Source organism: Moheibacter sediminis, assembly GCF_900176425.1.
GTDB lineage: Bacteria > Bacteroidota > Bacteroidia > Flavobacteriales > Weeksellaceae > Moheibacter > Moheibacter sediminis.
The window spans coordinates 41,675-63,083 of sequence record NZ_FWXS01000004.1; the positions used below are offsets into that span (position 1 = coordinate 41,675).

19 protein-coding genes are annotated in these 21,409 nt (G+C 35.9%); 11 read left to right on the forward strand and 8 right to left on the reverse strand.

The genetic code is table 11. The annotated features are described in order from the left end of the window. The first annotated feature begins 31 nt into the window (after positions 1-31). A complete protein-coding gene (locus tag B8977_RS06925) occupies positions 32-709 on the forward strand; it encodes a response regulator transcription factor (protein ID WP_084016968.1) in 678 nt (225 codons plus the stop codon). Beyond that, the gene (locus B8977_RS06930) at positions 706-2,082 is read left to right on the forward strand and encodes a sensor histidine kinase (protein ID WP_084016969.1); all 1,377 of its coding nucleotides are present in this window, start codon (positions 706-708) and stop codon (positions 2,080-2,082) included. Before B8977_RS06925 ends, B8977_RS06930 begins: the two co-directional genes overlap by 4 nt. A 57-nt stretch (positions 2,083-2,139) precedes the next feature. On the opposite strand, the gene B8977_RS06935 is transcribed toward B8977_RS06930, so the two are convergent. Beyond that, the gene (locus B8977_RS06935) at positions 2,140-4,470 is read right to left on the reverse strand and encodes a putative Ig domain-containing protein (RefSeq protein ID WP_084016970.1); all 2,331 of its coding nucleotides are present in this window, start codon (positions 4,468-4,470) and stop codon (positions 2,140-2,142) included. Positions 4,471-4,670: 200 nt separating this feature from the next. Here B8977_RS06935 and B8977_RS06940 point away from each other — a divergent pair, with 200 nt between their 5' ends. Genes B8977_RS06940 through B8977_RS06950 form a run of 3 tightly spaced genes read left to right on the forward strand, consistent with a single transcriptional unit; the run spans position 4,671 to position 10,187 of the window. Beyond that, entirely contained in the window at positions 4,671-5,975 is a 1,305-nt protein-coding gene (locus B8977_RS06940; RefSeq protein ID WP_084016971.1) for a TolC family protein, read from the forward strand. A gap of 10 nt (positions 5,976-5,985) precedes the next feature. Next, positions 5,986-7,080 carry an efflux RND transporter periplasmic adaptor subunit gene (locus B8977_RS06945; protein WP_084016972.1) on the forward strand — a complete coding sequence of 365 codons (1,095 nt, stop codon included), beginning with the start codon at positions 5,986-5,988 and terminating at the stop codon, positions 7,078-7,080. An 8-nt stretch (positions 7,081-7,088) separates the two neighbouring features. Beyond that, positions 7,089-10,187 carry an efflux RND transporter permease subunit gene (locus B8977_RS06950; RefSeq protein WP_084016973.1) on the forward strand — a complete coding sequence of 1,033 codons (3,099 nt, stop codon included), beginning with the start codon at positions 7,089-7,091 and terminating at the stop codon, positions 10,185-10,187. A 124-nt stretch (positions 10,188-10,311) separates the two neighbouring features. Here the strand turns inward: B8977_RS06950 and B8977_RS06955 are convergent, their stop codons facing one another. Genes B8977_RS06955 through B8977_RS06970 form a run of 4 tightly spaced genes read right to left on the reverse strand, consistent with a single transcriptional unit; the run spans position 10,312 to position 12,065 of the window. Beyond that, entirely contained in the window at positions 10,312-10,758 is a 447-nt protein-coding gene (locus B8977_RS06955; protein WP_084016974.1) for a hypothetical protein, read from the reverse strand. A gap of 10 nt (positions 10,759-10,768) precedes the next feature. Then, positions 10,769-11,152 (reverse strand): hypothetical protein, encoded by a 384-nt coding sequence (locus tag B8977_RS06960; RefSeq protein ID WP_084016975.1) that lies wholly within the window; start codon positions 11,150-11,152, stop codon positions 10,769-10,771. Positions 11,153-11,173: 21 nt separating this feature from the next. Then, positions 11,174-11,512 carry a hypothetical protein gene (locus B8977_RS06965; RefSeq protein ID WP_084016976.1) on the reverse strand — a complete coding sequence of 113 codons (339 nt, stop codon included), beginning with the start codon at positions 11,510-11,512 and terminating at the stop codon, positions 11,174-11,176. Positions 11,513-11,564: 52 nt separating this feature from the next. Beyond that, entirely contained in the window at positions 11,565-12,065 is a 501-nt protein-coding gene (locus B8977_RS06970; RefSeq protein WP_084016977.1) for a GbsR/MarR family transcriptional regulator, read from the reverse strand. Between the two features lie 175 nt (positions 12,066-12,240). Here B8977_RS06970 and B8977_RS06975 point away from each other — a divergent pair, with 175 nt between their 5' ends. Continuing rightward, positions 12,241-12,756, forward strand: coding sequence for a DUF2911 domain-containing protein (locus B8977_RS06975; RefSeq protein WP_084016978.1), 516 nt, complete (start codon positions 12,241-12,243; stop codon positions 12,754-12,756). Here B8977_RS06975 and B8977_RS06980 read toward each other — a convergent pair. Beyond that, positions 12,753-15,194 (reverse strand): TonB-dependent receptor, encoded by a 2,442-nt coding sequence (locus tag B8977_RS06980; RefSeq protein ID WP_084016979.1) that lies wholly within the window; start codon positions 15,192-15,194, stop codon positions 12,753-12,755. The genes B8977_RS06975 and B8977_RS06980 overlap by 4 nt on opposite strands. Positions 15,195-15,207: 13 nt before the next feature. Then, positions 15,208-15,642, reverse strand: a complete 435-nt coding sequence (locus tag B8977_RS06985) for a MarR family winged helix-turn-helix transcriptional regulator (protein ID WP_084016980.1) — start codon at positions 15,640-15,642, stop codon at positions 15,208-15,210. Between the two features lie 126 nt (positions 15,643-15,768). Between B8977_RS06985 and B8977_RS06990 the strand changes: the two genes are divergently transcribed. The 5 genes from B8977_RS06990 to B8977_RS07010 all read left to right on the forward strand — a co-directional run bounded on the left by B8977_RS06990 (position 15,769) and on the right by B8977_RS07010 (position 20,503). Continuing rightward, positions 15,769-16,674, forward strand: coding sequence for a hypothetical protein (locus tag B8977_RS06990; protein WP_084016981.1), 906 nt, complete (start codon positions 15,769-15,771; stop codon positions 16,672-16,674). Between the two features lie 82 nt (positions 16,675-16,756). Continuing rightward, positions 16,757-18,286, forward strand: coding sequence for an L-piperidine-6-carboxylate dehydrogenase (gene amaB / locus B8977_RS06995; protein WP_084016982.1), 1,530 nt, complete (start codon positions 16,757-16,759; stop codon positions 18,284-18,286). A 156-nt stretch (positions 18,287-18,442) separates the two neighbouring features. Next, the gene (locus B8977_RS07000) at positions 18,443-19,006 is read left to right on the forward strand and encodes a 1-acyl-sn-glycerol-3-phosphate acyltransferase (RefSeq protein ID WP_084016983.1); all 564 of its coding nucleotides are present in this window, start codon (positions 18,443-18,445) and stop codon (positions 19,004-19,006) included. Beyond that, positions 19,006-19,428: a PaaI family thioesterase gene (locus tag B8977_RS07005; protein ID WP_084016984.1), complete on the forward strand. Its 423-nt coding sequence runs from the start codon at positions 19,006-19,008 to the stop codon at positions 19,426-19,428. The genes B8977_RS07000 and B8977_RS07005 overlap by 1 nt, the downstream gene beginning before the upstream one ends. A gap of 64 nt (positions 19,429-19,492) precedes the next feature. Further along, a complete protein-coding gene (locus B8977_RS07010; RefSeq protein ID WP_084016985.1) occupies positions 19,493-20,503 on the forward strand; it encodes an isochorismate synthase in 1,011 nt (336 codons plus the stop codon). 57 nt (positions 20,504-20,560) lie between these two features. Here B8977_RS07010 and B8977_RS07015 read toward each other — a convergent pair whose 3' ends face one another. Next, positions 20,561-21,337, reverse strand: a complete 777-nt coding sequence (locus tag B8977_RS07015; RefSeq protein WP_084016986.1) for a superoxide dismutase — start codon at positions 21,335-21,337, stop codon at positions 20,561-20,563. Positions 21,338-21,409 lie beyond the last annotated feature (72 nt).

Here is a 21,409-nt window from a genome sequence, read left to right on the forward strand (position 1 = left end):
CCTTTTAAAATTAAATCCTAACTTTATCGGGATGAAAATTTTTATAGTCGAAGACGATCCCATTATCAATTCCAATATCCGCGAAGCATTGACTGCTGAAGGTTTCCATTGCGAATTTGTATTTGATGGAATGTTGGCGGAACGAATTCTCAAAAGAAATAAATTCGACTGCGTCATTCTCGACATCAATCTTCCCGGGAAAAACGGTTTCGATTTATGTGCTGAATTCAGAAAATTCGATTCCGAAACACCTGTTTTGATGCTGACTGCTTTTGAAGAATTGGAAGACAAAGTACGTGGATTTGATTGTGGTGCAGACGATTATCTTACGAAGCCTTTTTTTATGCGTGAGTTGCTTTTGCGCGTTCAGTCATTGATTCGAAGAAATAAACAAATTTCAAATTCAGGAAATAAAATTTCGGTTGGCGACATCATCATCGACGAAGCAAAAAAAACAGTTTTTCGTGCGGAAACGGAAGTGAAATTGACACCGCGCGAATACCAAATTCTCCTAAAACTTTGCAGAAACAAAGGAGAAATTCTTTCAAAAGAAGAGCTCATTTCTGAAATTTGGGGAACTTCCGTAAGTGTAAATACCAATACGATAGAAGTTTATGTCAATTTTCTCAGAAATAAAATTGACAAGCCATTTAATCAAAATTCAATCAAAACCAAAGTTGGATTTGGTTATTACCTCGATTTGGAATGAGAATCAGAAACAAAATACTCATCTATTTTTCTTCGACCGTAATTTTTTTGGTTGCACTTGCATTTTCGGGCATTTTCATTCTTTTTTCTGAGTATAGGGAGGAGGAATTTCAGCAGCAGCAAAATGATAAAATCCAATATACCATTAAGTTGATTGACAAATACAAAGAGATGAGTGCGGAGGTTTCTTATCTTTTGGATGAGCAGGATATCAATGATTTTTATGATGAAAAACTACTCATTTACAACAAAGACAAAAAGCTGATTTTTGCGAGTTTAGACAGTTTGGAAATTGATAAAGCCAATTATCTTTTGAATAATTTATCGGTTTCAAAAAGATGGATAGAAACCAAAGATGAAAAATACGATTTGATTGGCGTTTATGCAGAGCATAATCAGAGTGGATATTACGCTATCAGCAAGGCTTACGATGCATTTGGCTATGATAAATTAAATTTCTTGCGCAATGTTTTAATCGGGATTTTTATTGCCATTGCCATTGTCGTCTTATTGATTTCATTTTATCTGTCAAACCGCATCACCAAACCGATTGAGCGTTTTACTTTAATGCTCAACCAACTGGATTTTACAAACGATTCGCAGCAAACAATTCAACAAGATAATTCTTCTTCTGAACTCAAAAATCTGACAGAGAAATTCAATCATTTATTACAGCGAACGCAGGAATCATTTGCCTTTCAGAAACATTCTATCAACCATATTTCTCACGAGCTCAAAACGCCTTTAGCGGTTCTTTTGACGGAATTGGAAAGATTGAGCTCAAAAGACGATTTGGATGAAATTAAAATTTCGCTCGAAGAACAAATCATTCAGGTTAAATTTTTGGGCGATACCATCAACTCATTGCTTCAAATTTCTAAAATTGAAACGCATCAAAATTCTGATTTTCAAGTAATTAGAATTGATGATGCTTTGTTTGATAAAATTGCTGAAATCAATAAAATATTTCCTGAATTTAATTTTAAAATTCAATTTTATCCCAAAGAATTTTCAGAAGGAAACTTAATGGTTTTAGGGAATGAAAATCTTTTGAGACAGGCAATTGCAAATCTTTTGATGAACGCGGTCATTTATTCCGACAACCAAAAAGCGGAAATTAAAATTGATTGCTCCAAGAAAAATGAAGTTCAGATTGCCATTTCCAATACAGGAAAAAATCTTTCGGAAGAAGAACAAAAACATCTCTTCACGCACTTTTTCAGAGGCGAAAATACACAAGGGAAAAATGGTTTCGGATTGGGGCTAGCATTGACTAAAAGGATTTTGGAACTGCATTTTGGAGAAATTCATTACAATTCTCCCAAAGATGATTTGAATGTTTTTACGATAAGTTTCAAAACCCTTACTAAATAAAAAGCCTCGAAATTCAGAGAATTCCGAGACTTGTATTATTTAATTATTGAAAAGATGTTATTTGATCAATAATTTTTTGGATTTCAAGATTCCGTTTTGTGTTTTTACGACAACAATTACAACTCCTTTTGCGAGGTTTTGTATTTGATAACGACTGTTGTTGATTTCATTTTTTCTGTGAAGAACTTTTCCTTCAAGGTTAAATAATTCTACAGAAACGATTTTTTCGTTTTCTGCAACAATTACAACATCTTGGTTATGAGTATAAATCTGAATTGAATTCAAGTTGAAATCTCCGGTTATTAATTCACCACTTACCGTCAAAACAAAAGAACCTTCGAAAGCGTTGTAATTTTCATTTCCTTCGTTATTAGCTTGTATGGTTGTTGTGCCTTCACCTACGATTGTTACAGTGTTTCCGTTTACAGTAGCTACGTTTGTATCGCTGCTTGTGTAAGTGATTGTGATGCCTTGATCTGTATTGGCAATCAATTCAAAAGGATCATCACCGATAACTTTTGTGATGTCTTCCAATTCTGGTGTTACAGTTTGATTTCCTTTAGCAATTTCGAAGCTGATTGTAGCTTCATTACTTGTCCCATTTTCATTGGCAGCTGTTACATTGACAGAAGAATTTCCTGCTGTTGTAGGAGTTCCTGAAATGATACCAGTAGCCGTATCTAGGTTTAAACCATCTGGTAAAGTACCTGATACGATAGTATAGCTTGTTGGGTTTTCAGTCGCTTGTATCTGGAATGAAGCAGCAGTTCCGACAACTCCATTGAAAGTTTCCTCGGTGATGACCGGAGCATCTGTAGTTTCTTCGGTCAATTTATAAAGTACATACTTTTTCTGATTGGTTGTATAACATGCAAATCTTTCTTGATTGGTGTTTGAATTGTATTGAAGAATTCTATTTGTAACACCCATATTTGTGAAAATAAAAATATCAGACTCATCTTCATCCGATCCAAAAGTAATGTTCCATCTTTGATTATCAGCCGTTACATCATCAACAATTTGAACGTTGTTAGAACTCCCTGTGTAAGAAACGTATTTTGCAGATTCTTCATTGTAAATAGATTTACCTGTACCATTGGTTTCAATTTTCCAAACCATAGAAACTTCAGGATTTGTAACTACTTCTTCGACTGGAGAAATAGCAGAACGTACTAAATAGGTTCCGGTATGTTCATTGCTCATTGCCCAATCTCCAAACTCAGGGTTGGCAGCGATTATGTAATATCCATCAGTAAGTTCATCTATGGAATTAATTTTTACAAAAGTTCCGTTTCCGTCATATCCTCCGCCTGTATTTTCTTCCGTTACCGTCAAAACAAAAGAACCTTCGAAAGCATTGTAATTTTCATTTCCTTCGTTATTAGCCTGTATGGTTGTTGTGCCTTCACCTACGATTGTTACAGTGTTTCCGTTTACAGTAGCTACGTTTGTATCGCTGCTTGTGTAAGTGATTGTGATGCCTTGATCTGTATTGGCAATCAATTCAAAAGGATCATCACCGATAACTTTTGTGATGTCTTCCAATTCTGGTGTTACAGTTTGATTTCCTTTAGCAATTTCGAAGCTGATTGTAGCTTCATCACTTGTCCCATTTTCATTGGCAGCTGTTACATTGACAGAAGAATTTCCTGCTGTTGTAGGATTTCCTGAAATGATACCAGCAGCCGTATCTAGGTTTAAACCATCTGGTAAAGTACCTGATACGATAGTATAGCTTGTTGGGTTTTCAGTAGCTTGTATCTGGAATGAAGCAGCAGTTCCAACAACTCCATTGAAAGTTTCCTCAGTTATGACTGGTGAAATTTCAGTATCATCAGAATAAGCAGTCCAAGAAATATTATCAATTGTAACTTGTTTGTTTCCATTTGAAGTGCCCGTAGGATAAGTGATTTTAATGGTTACTTCCCCTGATAAATTGACGTCTGTAGAAAATTCATGTATAGTAGTGTCAGTACCTGATCCTCCAAAAGTTGGAGTTGTAAATACTAGATTTCCGTTAGCGTATACACCAAGTATTCTGTTGTTAGAACCACCAGTAAATGCTTTTCTAGCATCAAATGAAAAATTCCCTACACCATTGGGGATCACAAATTCTACAGCACTTTGCTCATCAATTCTTCTTAAAATAATTCCTTTTCCGTCAATGGAAAAATCATCAGAAGTTTCTAAACCTTCGTTTCTTGCATGTACGTAGTTTACAGTTACTCCAGTTGTTTCTCCAGAAAAACTTCCGTTTGCATAAGATGTGTTTAAAGAGGTTTGGGTTTCAAAAGTTTCTGTTCCCTGAGCATGCAAAAACTGAATCGCTCCAATGTTTAATAATAAAACTAATGGTAAAATCAGCTTTAAATAATAAATGTTTCTCATATATACTTTTTTGATTAAAAGAATCGGCAAAGATAGTTCTCTTCCATAAAACCATATTTATAATAAATTATGTAATAAATCATTGCTCAATATTTTTATTAGATTATCCAATTTAAATTTTACATGATTAAGCACAATTTTATCCGCTTTAAGCCAATTTTAAGGTTGTGATTGACACATTTGCCAACTCATTTAAAGTTATGGCAAAACCAATCAATTTTTATTTCTTCGGAATTCTTTTTTCCTTCTTCATTTCGGTTCCAGCACAGGACACGATTCGCCTCAGCCGACAAGAAAGTGAAGCGGTTTTTCTCAGTGAAAATCTTTCATTACTTGCAGAAAAGCTCAACATTCCCAAAGCCGAAGCCGCGGTACAGCAGGCTAAACTCTGGCCCAATCCTAATCTTACATTTGACCAGGTTAATTTCTGGGCAACAGACAGGCAGACGGGCGGACAGGAAGTTTCACCACCTCTTTGGGATGGTTTCGGCAAAAATCAACAGTTTGCTTTTGAAATCGAACAGTTGATTTATACAGCCGGAAAGCGAAAAAAAATAGTTGCGCTGGAGAAGGTTTCGGTTGACCAATCAAAACAATATTTCGAAGATTTACTTAGAAATCTGAAAATCGAATTCAGGTCTTTGCTGACTGATTTACAATACATTCAGTTGCAGCAAAAGTCTCTGAAAAATCTTTTTGTTTCCGTGCAGGAATTGACCAATGCTTACGAAAGACAATTCAATCTGCAGAACATATCCAAAAGTGAATATGCGCGATTGAAAGCCAAAGAGCTAGAATTGAGAAAGGAAATATTTGACTTGCAGAAATCATCTTCGGAAGTTCAGAAAGAATTAAAAATCCTCTTGCACCAAAATCCAAATTCTGTTCTCGTCATTGCTGACGAAGGTTTTGAAATAGAAGTGGAAGAATCGCAGATTTTGTTTGCGACGGATTTTATGGAACAAGTGGAATCCACTCGCCCTGATTTGCAGCTTGCGGTTTTGGAAGAGGATTATTTCAGCAAATTATACGATTATGAAAGAGCGCAGCGCGTTCCGGATTTTTCACTGAAAGCTACTTATGACCGAAATGGAAGCACGATGCTTGATTTTGTGGGATTTGGAATTTCGATTGATTTGCCAGTTTTCAACCGCAATCAGGGGAATATAAAAATTGCCCAATTAGGAATCGAACAATCCAAGATTCAAACACAACGAGTCCGACATGAAATCCAGTCTGAAATTTTCAGAAATACACAGGATTTATTGAACGCTATTCAATTGCGTGACCAAATCAAAAAAGATTATAATTTGTCTTTGGATGAATTGCTTTCTGCACACAATAAAAATCTCAAAAACAGAAATATAAGCATGTTAGAATACCTGGATTTTGTCGATGCGTATCTCGATAATCAGAAAACAGTTCTCGATGTCAGCAAAGAAGTAAATGATGCTTTGGAAGAACTGAATTTCGCTGTGGGAAAAGATATACTTGAAAATAATTAATTAAAATAGAATGAAAAAATACACCATAATATCCTTGGCGTGTGCTATTTCTTTTTTGCTTTTAAATTGTAAAAAAGAAAAAACTTCGCCTGTCGAACCAACCACTCAATTTTGTATAAATGAAAATTTCAAATCAAAAATTGAAGTCAAGGAAGTAAAAACTGAAAACGTTGCAGAAAGAGTTCATTTGACCGGACACGTAGAAACTAATCCTGATAAAGTGGTTGAATTTACGAGCCTTGTCAACGGAATCATCGTGAAAACGCATTTTTCATTGGGTGACAGAGTGACCAAAGGTCAGGTTTTGGCTGAGTTAAAAAGTACGGAATTGAGTTCACTACAAGCACAGCTTTCTACGATTAATTCCCAAATTCATGTAAGTCAAAGAAATTTGAAAGCGACGGAAGAATTGTTCAGCGACGGAATTTCATCGCAAAAGGAAATTCTTGAAATTCAAAATGATCTGGAATCATTTAAAGCTGAAAAATTAAGAATCAGCAGCGACATCGAATTGTACAGCGGAAGTACTCAGAAAGGAGTTTTCCTGATCAAAGCACCGGCTTCGGGAATCATTACTTCAAAATCAATTTCCAACGGAAAACAAATTACATCAGAAGGAGAATCACTTTTCACGATTTCTGATGTAAATGAAGTTTGGATCATGGCAAATATCTACGCAACCAACATCAATGAAATCAAAACCGGAATGAAAGTGGAAATCACTTCGCTTTCTTATCCAGACAGGGTTTTTAATGGAATTATATCCATGATTCCACCGGTTTTGGATGAAGAATCAAAAGTGTTGAAAGCGAGAGTTGTCATTCCAAACGATGATGGTTTATTGAAACCTGGAATGTTGGTGGATTTGATGGCGTTGAAAGATTCAGAAGAAAAAGCGGTGACGATTCCGGTGGAAAGCATTGTTTTCTCAAATAATGAAAATTACGTTTTGGTTTATACTTCAGATTGTAACATTGAAGTTCGAAAAATCGAAATCATTGCTACAAGTGAGAAAAATATTTATGTAGGCTCAGGATTGAAAGAAGGAGAAAAAATCATTTCAAAAAATCAATTGCTGGTGTTTGAACAAATCAAAAATTTCTAAACAAACAAATGACTAAATTTATTCAAAACATAGTCGGATTCTCTCTGAAGAATTCTGTAATCGTATTTTTTCTTACGGCACTTTTGGTGGTAGTTGGTGTGATAAGTTACTTGCACACGCCTATTGAAGCATATCCCGATGTGACTAATACCCGCGCGAGAATCATCACGCAATGGCCGGGAAGAAGTGCGGAAGAAGTAGAGAAATTTGTGACGTTGCCTTTGATGAAGGAAATGAATACAATTCCCAAAAAATCAGATGTTCGTTCCACTTCCTTATTTGGATTGTCGGTGGTTACGGTACTTTTTGATGATGATGTAGATGATTTTTTTGCGCAGCAATATGCATCTAATCGTTTGCAAGGAGTGAATCTTCCGGATGGCGCGGAAGCTGATATAGAACCGCCTTCGGGAGCAACCGGAGAAATTTTCCGTTATGTAGTAAAAAGTGAAAGACCAATCAAAGAAGTTACTGCGATTCAGGATTGGGTAATCGAGCGAGAACTCGTTGCGGTTCCCGGCGTTGCTGATGTTGTCAGTTTTGGTGGGGAAGAGAAAATTTATGAAATTAAAATTAATCCTACCGAATTAGCCAATTATGATTTATCGCCATTGGATGTTTTCGAAGCGGTTTCTAAAAGTAATATCAATGTTGGTGGAGATGTGATTGAACGTGGAAGTCAAGCGTATGTTGTGAGAGGAATCGGCTTATTGGAGAAGAAAGAAGACATAGAAAATATTTTGATTGAAGTCAGAAATTCAGTTCCGATTTTGGTGAAACATGTTGCTTCTGTAGAAATAAATGCCAAACCGCGTTTGGGACAAGTTGGACTGCAGGATGACAATGATTTGGTACAAGGAGTTGTGATGATGTTGCGCGGGGAAAATCCAAGTGATGTCATTCCTCGTTTGAAAGATAAAATTGCAGAATTAAATAACAATATTCTTCCGGCTGATGTGAAAATTGAACCTTTCATCGACCGAACTGAATTGGTGAATTCTACCGTAAATACAGTTAGTAAAAATTTAGTTGAAGGAATTCTTTTCGTATCCATCATCGTATTTATTTTCTTATTTAACTGGCGAACAACAGTAATTGTAGCTTCAGTCATTCCACTTGCGTTTTTATTTGCCATCATTATGCTGCGGATTCAGGGACTTCCGGCGAATTTGATTTCGCTAGGAGCGATTGACTTTGGATTATTACTCGAAGGAACTTTAGTCATTGTTGAAACCGTTTTTGTTGCAATGGAAAAGAAAGCACACCATGTGGGCATGAGCCGTTTTAACAAAATGAGCAAATTAGGATTGATTAAAAAGAGTGCGGGAAGCGTTGCGGGTTACATTGTTTTTGCACAAATTATCTTGATTGTTGCATTGATTCCAATTTTCTCATTCCAGAAAGTAGAAGGGAAAATGTTCTCGCCGCTTGCATTTACATTGGGTTATGCACTTTTGGGCTCATTGATTTTGAGTATTACTTATGTACCTGCCATGTGTAAATTGATGCTGACAAAAAACATTCGTGAAAGAGACAATGTCATTTCAAAATTCTTTAAAAACGGAATGTTCAAAATGTTTCTTTGGAGTAATAAATTGAGAAAACTTACAATTACATTATTTGTCGGATTAATTGCCGCCTGCACCACCGCATTTATGTTTTACGGCACTGAATTCATCCCAAAATTAGATGAAGGCGCATTGTATGTACGAGCGACTTTGCCAAACAGCGTTAATCTCGAAGAATCAGTTCGTCTGGCAGAAGAAATGAAATCCAAAATTCGTGATTTCGAAGAAGTTAAATTTGTTTTGAATCAAGTCGGAAGACCCAATGACGGAACCGATCCAACCGGATTCTTCAATATTGAATTCCACATTCAGCTTTACCCAAAAGGTGATTGGAAACGCAAGGTCGACAAAGATGAATTGATCAACGAAATGCGTTCTGTACTAGAAGCCTATCCCGGAATCGTCTTTGGATTCAGCCAGCCGATTCAGGATAATGTGGAAGAATATGTTGCGGGTGTGAAAAGTTCGCTTGTCATTAAAATTTTCGGAGAAGATTTATTTGAATTGGAAAAATACGCAGATCAAGTTGCGAACAGTATTCGTCCTGTCGAAGGAATTACAGACATCAACGTTTACCGAAACATTGGTTTGCCTGAATTGAGAATTCAACTGCATGACAGCAAAATGGCGCGTTATGGAATTGATGTTGCAGACGCACAGGCCGTTGTAGAAATGGCAATCGGCGGTCGAGCTGCAACAAGTTTCTACGAAAATGAAAGAGTTTTTGATGTGCGTCTTCGCTTTGAGGAAGAATATAGAAATGATGAAACAAAAATTGGTGAAATCCTGATTCCGGGCATGGATGGCAAAAAAGTTCCACTCAATGAAATTGCAACCATCAGTTACCTGACCGGTCCGACATTCATTTACCGTGAAGGAAGCAGCCGTTACATCGCAGTTGGGTTCAGCATCGAAGGACGAGATTTGGGAAGTACAATCACAGAAGCAAGAGCAAAAGTAGACAAGGAAGTCAATCTTTCTTCGGGACACAAAATGGAGTGGGCTGGCGAATTTGAAAGCAAAGAAAGAGCTTCAGCACAGCTGGCAGTCATCGTTCCTGCAGTATTGATTCTGATTTTGTTTTTATTGTATTTCAATTTTGGAACCGTAAAAGATACCATGATTGCCGCCAGTACGATTCCTTTTGCATTTATCGGGGGATTCATTTCACTCTGGGTAACCGGAACCGTATTTGGAATTTCCGCAGGAATTGGTTTCATCATTTTATTTGGTGTAAATACCATCAACAGCATTATCCTCATTGCCGTCATGAAAGAAAATATGCGGCATGCAAATCTTAAAGATGCCATCTCCAATGGAGTTCACAGCCGCGTGCGTCCGATCATCATGATTGCATTGATGGGATCCATGGGATTGCTTCCGGCAGCACTTTCAACGGGAATGGGGTCAGAAATCCAGAAACCACTGGCGATTATGATTGTAGGAGGATTGTTGATTTGTATGGTGCTTTCATTAACTGTTTTACCGCAAATATTTTATTATGCATACAGAAGAAAAAAGACAAAGTTTTTAGATTAATGTTTTATAGTTGCCTGGTAAGGAAGTTTCATTTCTGACTTATCAGGTTTTTTTATTCTTTTTAAATTTAATTTTATAGGAAAAAGGACACAAGTTTCGTTTGTGTCCTTTTGTTTTAAATTGATTAATTCATTTTGATTAAATACCCTAAAAATCCGCCTGTAATTATTGTTGGAATTGAGCCGAAAAGTAGAATCCAAAAAGCAGGTTTGAAATAATAGTCGTTAATAACTTCATTTATATCGTATCCTTTGTTTATTTCAGGAATTCCAAATTCTATAAACCCTACCGATGAACCACAAAAGATTCCAACAATTAAGATTAAGAATAACCCTAAAATTCCAACAGGAATAGAAATATATTTTACTTTTTGAATAATTGAACTCATCCATTCTGCTATAAATTTTCCAGAAATATAAAGTCCAATAATTCCAATTGATAAATTCAAGGGCATTCTGGTTATAAATTCCCAAACTAATTTTGGACTCTGAAATATAATTAATAAGAATGTTACAGCAATTAAAAGATTGATGCTTATAATTCCAAAAGTCAAAAATACAGGCGTTTTCATGTTTTTAGATTTAGATATTAAAAGCTTCTCTACGTTCTTTTTCCATAGATTTTCTTCTTCCACGCATGAACAGGAATAAATTCAGCATCAACATAATTCCAAGATAAATCGCAAATCCACCGATTTTAGAGCTCAAACGCACAATCAAATCTTCTGTGTCAGTAATCGCATACATCTGTGTGATGAGAAGTGCGAAGCCGATGTTGAGCAGGTAAAATCCGATTTTGAAAAGAGAATTGGTCGCGTATGCTATGTCTTCTTTTTTGTGGAAAATGTCAAGCATGAAAATTTTTCCGTTTTTAAATAATTGATTTGAAACCAAAATGGTCATCAAAATCACGACAGGTAAATAAATCAAATAAGCTGTCAGATTGAGGTTAAGTGTTGTTTCCATAATTGTTTGTTTTTATAATTATTAAATTGTTTTTTTTCTTAGAAGATAAATTGTGGTCATGTTGATATAATGGAGAATGCAAAGAATAAGGATGATAGAGCCGATTCTCGACGCTGTCTCAGCGATTAATTCATGGTAATTCTGAATCGGATTCCAGTTGTTGAGATTGATGGCGGCATAACCCAGATTGACTAAATAATATCCAGTCAAAAGCAGTCTGTTAGTTGATTCACAAACCGCAGTATCTTTTATCAGACTGTTCATGTAAACAAATCCCAATTTGTAAAATTTCCAGCCCACGAAGATGGTGATGTAAAAAGTGATCGTGATATAAATGATATAAGAAACTATATTAATCATACTGAATGTTTTGTATTTTCAGAAATATTTGAAAATTAAAATTAAAAAAATATTATTTCATCAGATTGGTTATTTTTCCCACCAACCAATGTTCGTCACTTTTTATGGCCAATTCCATGATGTTGTTGATTTTTGTCGAAACTGATGCGAAATCCTTCATCAGTTTTCCAAATTCTTTAGCTTCTTCAGAGCTTTCATCAATGTTCTGAAGCGTTTCCAAAAATTCAATAACAGGCTCTATTTCTCGTTTTCTTCTTTCTTTCGTAATTTGTTTAAACAAATACCAAACGTCTTTGTCGGCAACGAAATACTCCTTTCTATCACCTTTTATCAATTCTTTTCTGACAATTCCCCAATCCATCAAAGCACGCAAATTCATATTTGCATTTCCTCGTGAAATTTGCAAATTTTCCATCACGTCATCTGTAGAAACCGGCTCGTTTGAAGTAAGTAAAAAAGCGTGAATCTGAGCCATAGTGCGGTTGATTCCCCAATTTACAGCAAAAGTTCCCCAAGTTTGGATGAATTTCTCTTTGGATTCTTCAAGTTTCATTCTTTTTTATTTTGAAACAAATTTAAACTAAATTTTCTAAATTTTCAAAAATTATTGAAAATAAAATAATAATAAATTTTTCTTGGAATAATAGAATGCAATCCAAATGGCATAAAACTTGTAAAAACGTGAGCAGAAATATTTGAATTAATCCTAATTTTGCAAAAACTATAATATGAAATCCTTCATTTTTTTATTCGCATTTATCCTTTTCGGATTTTTAAACGCTCAAACCGAAGCGTCTAAGAATAACAGAGTTAGTCCAATCGATTCAGTTGAAATCAAATTAAAAGACAGCCTTCAGGTGGAAATCGTTTATAGCCGCCCATACCTAAAAGGAAGAGAATTTTCGAAACTTGTTCCTTACGGACAAGTTTGGCGCACAGGTGCGAATGAAGCCACCGTTTTTGAAATCAATGAAAATGTTGTGATCGAAGGAAAAATGCTTCCTGCAGGCAAATACAGTTTGTACACCATTCCTGGAGAAAATGAAACCATCGTTATTTTCAACAAAGATTGGAACCAATGGGGAACAAAATATAACGAAAAACGCGATGCGTTGAGGATTTCCGTTCCAACCATACGTTCAGAAGAATCTGTAGAGCAGTTCACAATTGATTTGGACGAAACAGGTGCTGCGTGCTTGGTTTGGGGAAACACCTTGTTTACATTCCACATCCAAAACGCTTAACTATTTGCGCCGGCGCGCTGTTTGAGATCGTCTGCACCGCCCGTTCTTCTTCTTTGCGGAACATTGCTGTTTCCAAAATTATAAGTATATGAAATCACGAAAGTTCGTGTGTCTCGTCGTACTTTAAAATGTTCTTTATAATCGTTGAATTCCGTATCGGCAACCGCTCCGTTGGTAAAGAAAATATCGTTGAAAGCCAATTTAATGGTACTGTTTTGAAATCTTTTCTGAAATCCTAAATTCAAAAACCAAATAGGTTCTACATCCATAAATGCATAAATTTCTCTTGCTCTGTAGTTTCCTGTAATTTCAGCTGAATAGCCATTTCCTAATTTGAAATTATTAACTGAATTAAAATTATAAGTGAAATTTCCTTTTTCTTTCAAAGTCGTATTGGCAACCGTTCCGGAATAAGAACCATAATAAAAATTCAAGCTGTTATTTGAATTCCACCATTTTGTAATGTCAACCGGAATTACCATAAACAACCCGAAAATATCAGCGGTATCCAGATTTTTACTGGTTTGAACGGTTACCTGCAAATCATCTTCCGAGGGAGCAATCACTTCAGTTATATTATCTGTAGTTCGTGCAAAACTCAAAGTAGTATAAATTTTTTGATTCAATACATGTGTCAATTCCAATGAATGTGTGCTTTGTGGTTTCAAATAAGGATTTCCTTCTTTGTAAGTTGTCGGATCTAAAAAGAATTTAAACGGATTCAATTGGTCATAACCTGGTCTTGAAATTCTTCTGCTGTAATTCAATTCCAAACTATTTTTATCATTCAAAGCATAACTCACAAATCCACTCGGAAAAAGCTGTGTGTAACTGTCTTTGAACGAAGTGCTGGATACCAGTTGTTCTCCCGTGATGTTGGTATTTTCAACTCTTAAACCTGCATAAATATTCCATTTTCCAAATTGTTTAGAACCGTTTAGATAAGCAGCATTGATGTTTTCTGAATAAATAAAATGATTGCTTTTTGTCGGATCAAAAACAGGCGTTTCAGAACTTACATCGTAGAATTCCAGATTGTTATCTGCTTTTACATAACTCGATTTGATTCCCGCTTCCAATTTGATTTCATTGTTTAAATTCGTTACAAAATCCGATTTCAACCCATAAATTTTCAAATCTCCGACCACATCTCCACGAAGCAAATAAGGACTTTGAATTTCATTTTGATTCAAATCAAAATAGCGTGTTTTAAAATTCTGTTCTGTATCATTCCCAAAATTTGCAAAATCAAAATCAGTCGTCAATTCCGTTCCGATAGTGTCTAAAATGACTTTATGGTTGAGGTTGGCGGAATAATTGTACCAGCTGTCACGCGAATTATTTTTCGTTTCAAATCTTGAACTTAATTCATTTGAAGCATCGTAAACATCTGAATAATTTTGTCCCGTCGGATTGAATTTATTGCTGATGGCACTTCCTGAGAATCCCATTGTGTGTTTGTCATTCACATAAAAATCCGCACCACCTCGGACAATATGATTTCTAAAGTTCATTTTCAGGAAATTGTCCTGCTCATAAGCTCCGGTGAAATTTCCATCTTCAAAAAACTGCCTGTTCAACAATAATTCGTTGAACCATTCGCGGTATGCAAAACTGTAGCTTCCGAAAATATTGACCTTATTGTTTCGATGATTTAAGCTGACGCTGCTGTTGCTTTTCGAATAAATTCCTTGCCCGTATGAAGAAGTGATGCTTCCGTTGGTGCCTTTTCTTTTGTCTTTTTTTAATTTAATGTTGATGATGGACGAGCCTGCAGCATCGTATTTCGCGCCCGGATTGGTTATAAATTCAATCTTTTCAATGCTTGATGACGGAAGACCTCGCAGATAATTAGCCAAATTTGAACCCGACATCTGCGTGATTTTTCCATCGATTTGTACCAAAATTCCACCTCTGCCACGAAGTGAAATATTGTCATTATTATCCACATTTACACCCGGTGCTTTTTCCAGAATCTCAAATGCTGAAGAACCCGTAGCCGATATGCTGTTTTCTACATTCAATGTCATCACTCCATCTTTACGTTCGATGTAAGGTTTGGTTTTTACCACTACAGCTTCGTTCAATTGTTGGACTTGTGCCTGATAAACAAATGGCATCATTTCCATATTATTTTCTGCAGCAAACGCTTCTCCAGACTGAGCACTCTGCAGCATATCTGTAACTTCCAGAAAGTATTTTCCTTTTGGGATTCCCTCAAAAATGTACAAACCATTTTCATCGGTGGTTTCGGTTTTAATGAGTGAATTGTCATCTGCATTCATCAAATTGACAATCCCAAAAGCAACCGGAAATCCTGATTCATCCAATACTTTTCCCGAAATATTCAGGTCATTATTTGGGGTTGTTTGCCCTCTAACCAAACTAAAAATTGTGGTTGCAATAAAAAAGCTAATAGCAAATAAAATACGTATCATAGGTGTAAGGATTTTAAATTTGTTGACAGTTTTCGGTTATTTTTTTGAGTAATGAGTGAAGTGTTTGCAATTCATTTTCGTTGATTCCATTCAATGCAGTTTTTGTGTTTTCCAAAACCAAAGCCTGAACATCTTGCAGGATTTTCATTCCAGATTTAGTTATTTTCAAGTCAAATTTCCTTCTGTCCTGTGGATTAGGTTTTCTATCTAAATATTTTGCTTTCACGAGCAATTCGATGATTCTGGTTACAGAAGCAGAATCTTTAAAAACTTTTTCTGCCAGTTCCTGTTGTTTGATTCCCGGATTTTCCATGATGGCTTTTAAAATTAGCCATTGGTCAATTGTGATTTTAAATCCTTGTTCTTTTAATCTTTTTTGCGCATAGTTTCTGTAAGTCCTTATGCTTTTGTCCATCGTATAGAATATAATGCTTTCTAATTTTTCCACAATCTGAATTTTAAGCAAATATATAAATGATTTATCAATAGTTGATATATCAATTAAAATTATATTAATTTATTTTTAGAAGATTTTTATTTTATTATGTGTTATTTTGCAACCTTTAACCAATACATGGGACCAATAGCAATTTTACTTATTTTTTTATTGTCAATTTCTTCATTAGCACAAGAAAGATATTTTGAAGATTCCAGCTTTTCTATGTTAGCGGGTGGTCAGTCTAAATATAAGCGCGTATATAATATTGAAAATGACCATGTAAATATTGAAGATTATGTGGGATCTTATAGAGTCCATAAAGGACAAGTCTATGGATTAAATGATGTAAAGCAGATTGATAGTTATATATCTTATTGTGTTAGTTTAAATAATATTAATGCTGATAGGGATTACAGTAAAAATGCACAAGGTATTTTTAGAATTAATTCCAATAAGGGCAACAAACTGAGACAAGTTTATGTAAAAGGAAATTCAATTCGAACAGGTCAAGTGTGGGATGAGGAAGGAAATGAGAAATTAATTAACGGTACCGGTATTCTAAACATTGATTCGAGAGATGAGATTTCTACAACAATTTACAAGGATTCGATGTTATTGAACGCTTATATAGTTCGCAAAGAAAAAAGAGATACGATATTCCAAGTCTTTCAGAAGAGAGCTGAACCTATAGGAGGTCTCAAAAATTATTATCAAAAAATATATGATAAGGTAGGCTTTCCAAAAAATGGTAAACCGGGAGAAACGATTAGTTTCAGCATTAAAGTAAAATTGATAGTTAATGAAGATGGTGAATTATCAGATCTAAGTGCTGAAGCATTTTCTGTCAAGTTATTGAAATCATATCCTAAAAATGGAATTCCTATCCATCCCGAACCATTAGCAGATCCTCAATATGATTATATGGGTGAAAAAATTATCAAAGAAATGAAAAAACTTCCCAAGTGGAATCCAGCTGAAAAGGATAATAAGCCAGTAAGAACTGAATCCATTTTAACATTTGGCTTTCATGTTTCTACATAAGCGTACAGTTTTTACTTTTTCATTCGTTTCCTTTTAGTACTATTTCACTACCTTTGAACCTTTCAAAAAGTAAACAAACAAAATGATACAAAACGAACTTAAAAAATTAGGATTAAGCGAGATAAACGACGGAACTTCAACCGGATCTAACTGGTTTTCAAACGGAGAAATCATCGAATCTTATTCACCGGTTGACGGAAAATTAATCGGAAAAGTAAAAACCACAACCAAAGAAGATTACGAAAAAACAATAGCTTCCGCTCAGGAAGCATTCAAAACTTGGAGAACAACTCCGGCACCTTTGCGCGGAGAAATCGTTCGCCAATTCGGTGACAAATTAAGAGCCAACAAAGCAGAATTAGGAAAACTTGTTTCTTATGAAATGGGAAAATCCTACCAGGAAGGTTTAGGTGAAGTACAGGAAATGATCGACATCTGCGACTTCGCAGTAGGGCAGTCGCGCCAGTTATATGGTTTGACCATGCATTCGGAACGTCCCGGACACAGAATGTACGAACAATACCATCCGCTAGGAATCGTTGGAGTAATTTCAGCATTCAACTTCCCGGTAGCCGTTTGGTCTTGGAACGCAGCATTGGCTTGGATTTGTGGTGACGTTGTCATCTGGAAGCCAAGCGAAAAAACACCTTTGTGTGGGGTAGCTTGTCAGAAATTAATTCAAGAAGTTTTAAAAGAAAATAATTTGCCGGAAGGAATCTCTTGTTTGGTAAACGGTGATTACAAAGTAGGAGAGTTCATGTCACAAGACAAACGCATTCCTTTGGTTTCTGCAACGGGTTCTACACGTATGGGAAAAATTTTGGCGAAAGAAGTTGCAGGTCGTTTAGGAACTTCTTTGTTGGAACTAGGCGGAAACAACGCCATCATCGTTACGCCCGATGCCGACATCAAAATGACCGTTATCGGAGCTGTTTTTGGAGCAGTTGGAACAGCAGGACAGCGTTGTACTTCGACACGTCGTTTGATCATTCACGAATCGATGTATGATAAAGTGAAAGATGCGATTGTTGCGGCTTATGGTCAATTAAAAATCGGAAATCCTTTGGATGAAAAAATGCACGTTGGTCCATTGATTGACAAAGATGCTGTAAAAGCTTACCAAAATGCTTTGGTAAAAGTAAAAGAGCAAGGCGGAAATATCTTGGTTGAGGGTGGAGTTTTAGAAGGAGCAGATTACGAAAGCGGATGTTACGTAAAGCCTGCAATCGCTGAGGTTGAAAACCATTACGAAATCGTTCAGCATGAGACTTTCGCGCCGATTCTATATTTTATTAAATATTCGGGTGATGTAGAAAATGCACTCGAAATCCAAAACGGAGTAGCGCAAGGACTTTCATCTGCAATTATGACCAACAATTTGCGCGAAGCGGAAAAATTCCTGAGTGCAGGAGGTTCAGACTGTGGTATCGCAAACGTAAACATCGGAACTTCGGGAGCTGAAATCGGAGGTGCATTTGGTGGAGAAAAAGAAACAGGAGGCGGACGCGAATCTGGTTCTGATTCTTGGAAAATCTATATGAGAAGACAAACTAATACGATTAATTATACAACCAATCTTCCCTTGGCACAGGGAATTAAATTTGATCTATAATTTCAAATTTTAAATATCATAAATCTAAAGACGGACAATTGTCCGTCTTTTTTATAAATTTATTGTTGTAAATTTAATTAACTCCGGTATTTAAGCTGATAGAACAACTGTACATCCCGCAAAATCATCCATAAAAAAAATCCGTACGTTTGTCTTATGAAAAAACTAATCGGAAAATTCCTCTTAGGCATCATGGGCTGGAAACTCGATATAACCGTTCCTGTTAAAACCATACCAAAATGCGTTCTCATAGCAGCTCCACATACCACTAACTGGGATTTTTATTATGCCGTTTCAGCTTTCTGGGCGATGGGCATCCCCATGAAATTTTTCATCAAAGACAGCTGGACAAAACCTTGGTACGGATTTCTCATCAAAGCTCTCGGAGGCATTGGCATCAACCGTGCACAACGTTCCGACATGGTCGGTTTTGCCGCTAAACAGTTAAACACTAAAAAGCATTTGTACATGCTCAATACACCCGAAGGGTCCCGTTCATACGCTGAAAAATGGAAAACCGGATTCTATTACATTGCACTAGAAGCCAAAGTTCCCATTCTGCTTGCGTATGCCGATTATCAGAAAAAAATGGCCGGAATCGGTAAGGTTATTGATGATATACAAAACAAAACCAAAGAAGAAGTTCTACAGGAAATCGAAGCTTATTATTTCAATATACAAGGTAAGTTTCCTGAGAATTATAACAAAAAAATTTACTGATGGACAAACAAAATAAACTAGACCAGCTCAATGCCATGAATAAAAATACTTTGATGGAGGCTCTCGATATCAATTTTTCTGATGTTGGCGAAGGGTTCATGGAAGCCACAATGCCCGTCAACCACAAAGTTCATCAACCCTATGGAATTCTCCATGGCGGCGCGAGCATCGCTTTAGCAGAAACCGTCGGCAGCGTTTTGTCTGCAACTTCCATAGATTATAAAATTTATAAATCCGTTGGGATGCAGATGACCGCGAACCACCTTCGCCCCAAACGTGACGGTATTGTAACCGCCCGTGCAGAATTTATCAAACAAGGACGCACTACACACCTAGTCAAAATCGAAATCCGTGACGAAGAAAACAACCTCATCTCCTATTGCCACTTGACCAATTCCATCGTTTCTATCAATTATGTTTAAATCTTTTCAGTTGGTTGAGCTTTTTAAAAGTTTTAAATTTTGACAAAGCTGAATTCTCAATAATATGAATGTAAATTTCTCAGGCAAATTAACCCAAGCCATTAATCTCCAAATGCCATTTGTTCTTTTCCGAAAACCAAATGAGGAGATGATTCAATTGATTGTAAATGATAATTCCGAAGAAAATATTTTCCTCATTCATTCATTCGACAACGAAACAGAAAAATCAATTTCAGATAAAAATCCGATTCAGATTCATCAGGACGAATTCAATTTTGAATTTAAATTGAACTTAGAATCGGGTGAAAATTTCAATCCTATTTCAGAAGAAAATTATGTCGAATTGATTCAAAAAACAATTGATGAAATTCAAACTTCAGAAACCAACAAAATCGTCATCAGCCGAATCAAACAAATAGATAATCAATGTTTTAACTTATTCAGATCATTTAAAAATTTATTAGAAACGCATCCCGGCGCTTTGGTTTATATGTGGCATAATCCCGGAAATGAAACTTGGATTGCCGCCACGCCAGAATTATTATTGAGTAAAAATGAAAATATCGTAAAAACCGTTTCACTCGCGGGAACAAAACTTTCCGAAACTGGATGGACATCCAAAGAATTTAACGAACAACAGATAGTCACTGATTATATTTTAGAAAATTTTTCTGAAATGAATGAAGTTGAATTGAAAGGACCTGAAACCATTCAAGCGGGAAAATTCCAACATTTGAAAAGTTATATTTCAGGTAAAATTCATTCAGAATTTTCTTTGGAAGATTTATTAGAGAAAATGCATCCAACACCCGCAGTTTGTGGTTTGCCAAAAGAAAAAGCTTTTGAATTTATTGTAGAAAACGAAGGATACGACCGCAACTTTTATGCAGGTTACATCGGAATTGAAACTGAAAGCTCACAAGAATATTTCGTCAATCTTCGCTGTGCGCAATTCTATCAAAACAAAATTTGGATATATGTCGGTGGAGGAATCACCGCTGAAAGCAATCCTCAAAACGAATGGAACGAAACCGAACTGAAATCCGGAACCATTCTCAATTCCTTATTAAAATAAAAGGAGAACGCAAAAATTACATTCTCCTTCCACAATCAATTATACAATAACTAATTATTATTTTGCCGCAACTGCCGCATCATAATTCTGTCCTATAAAATTCCAGTCAATCACATTGAAAAATGCGTCGATGTATTCTGGTCTTTTGTTTTGGTATTTTAAATAATAAGCATGTTCCCAAACGTCAATTCCTAAAATCGGCGTTCCAGAAATTTCTTGTCCTGGCATCAATGGATTGTCTTGATTTGCAGTGCTTCCAACAGCCAATTTGCCATCTTTCACAACCAACCAAGCCCACCCTGAACCAAATCTTTTTGCACCTGCTTCAGAAAGTTGTTTTTTTAATTCATCAAACGAACCGATGTCTTTTTTGATGGCCTCAGCCAAAGCTCCGGTAGGTTCTCCGCCGCCATTTGGACTCATGCTTGCGAAGTATAATCTGTGGTTGTAAAATCCACCCCCATTGTTTCTCAAAGCAGCATTTTTCAAATCCAGACTTTTCATGATTTCTTCAATAGATTTTCCTTCATTTGGTGTTCCTTTGATAGCTTCATTCAATTTGTTGGCATAACCTAAATAATGCTTTGAATAATGAACTTCCATAGTTTTTGAGTCAATCGATTTTGACAAATCAGAATAACCATATTTCAAAGCTTCTAATTGGAATGGGCCTGCATCTGTTTTTACATCTGCCGGATTTCCAACTGTTTCATTTGGAGTTGTTTCTTCTGTCGTAACTGTTTCGGGAGTTTCAGTTTCTGTTGCAGGCTTTTCACAAGCAATCATTCCAAAAGCCAAAATCAAAGCTGAAATTCCTATTGTTAATTTTTTCATATTGTACATTTTACTTCAAATTTAACAGAAATTATGCCAGAGAATAGTCTTTGTCAAAAACTATTATACTAA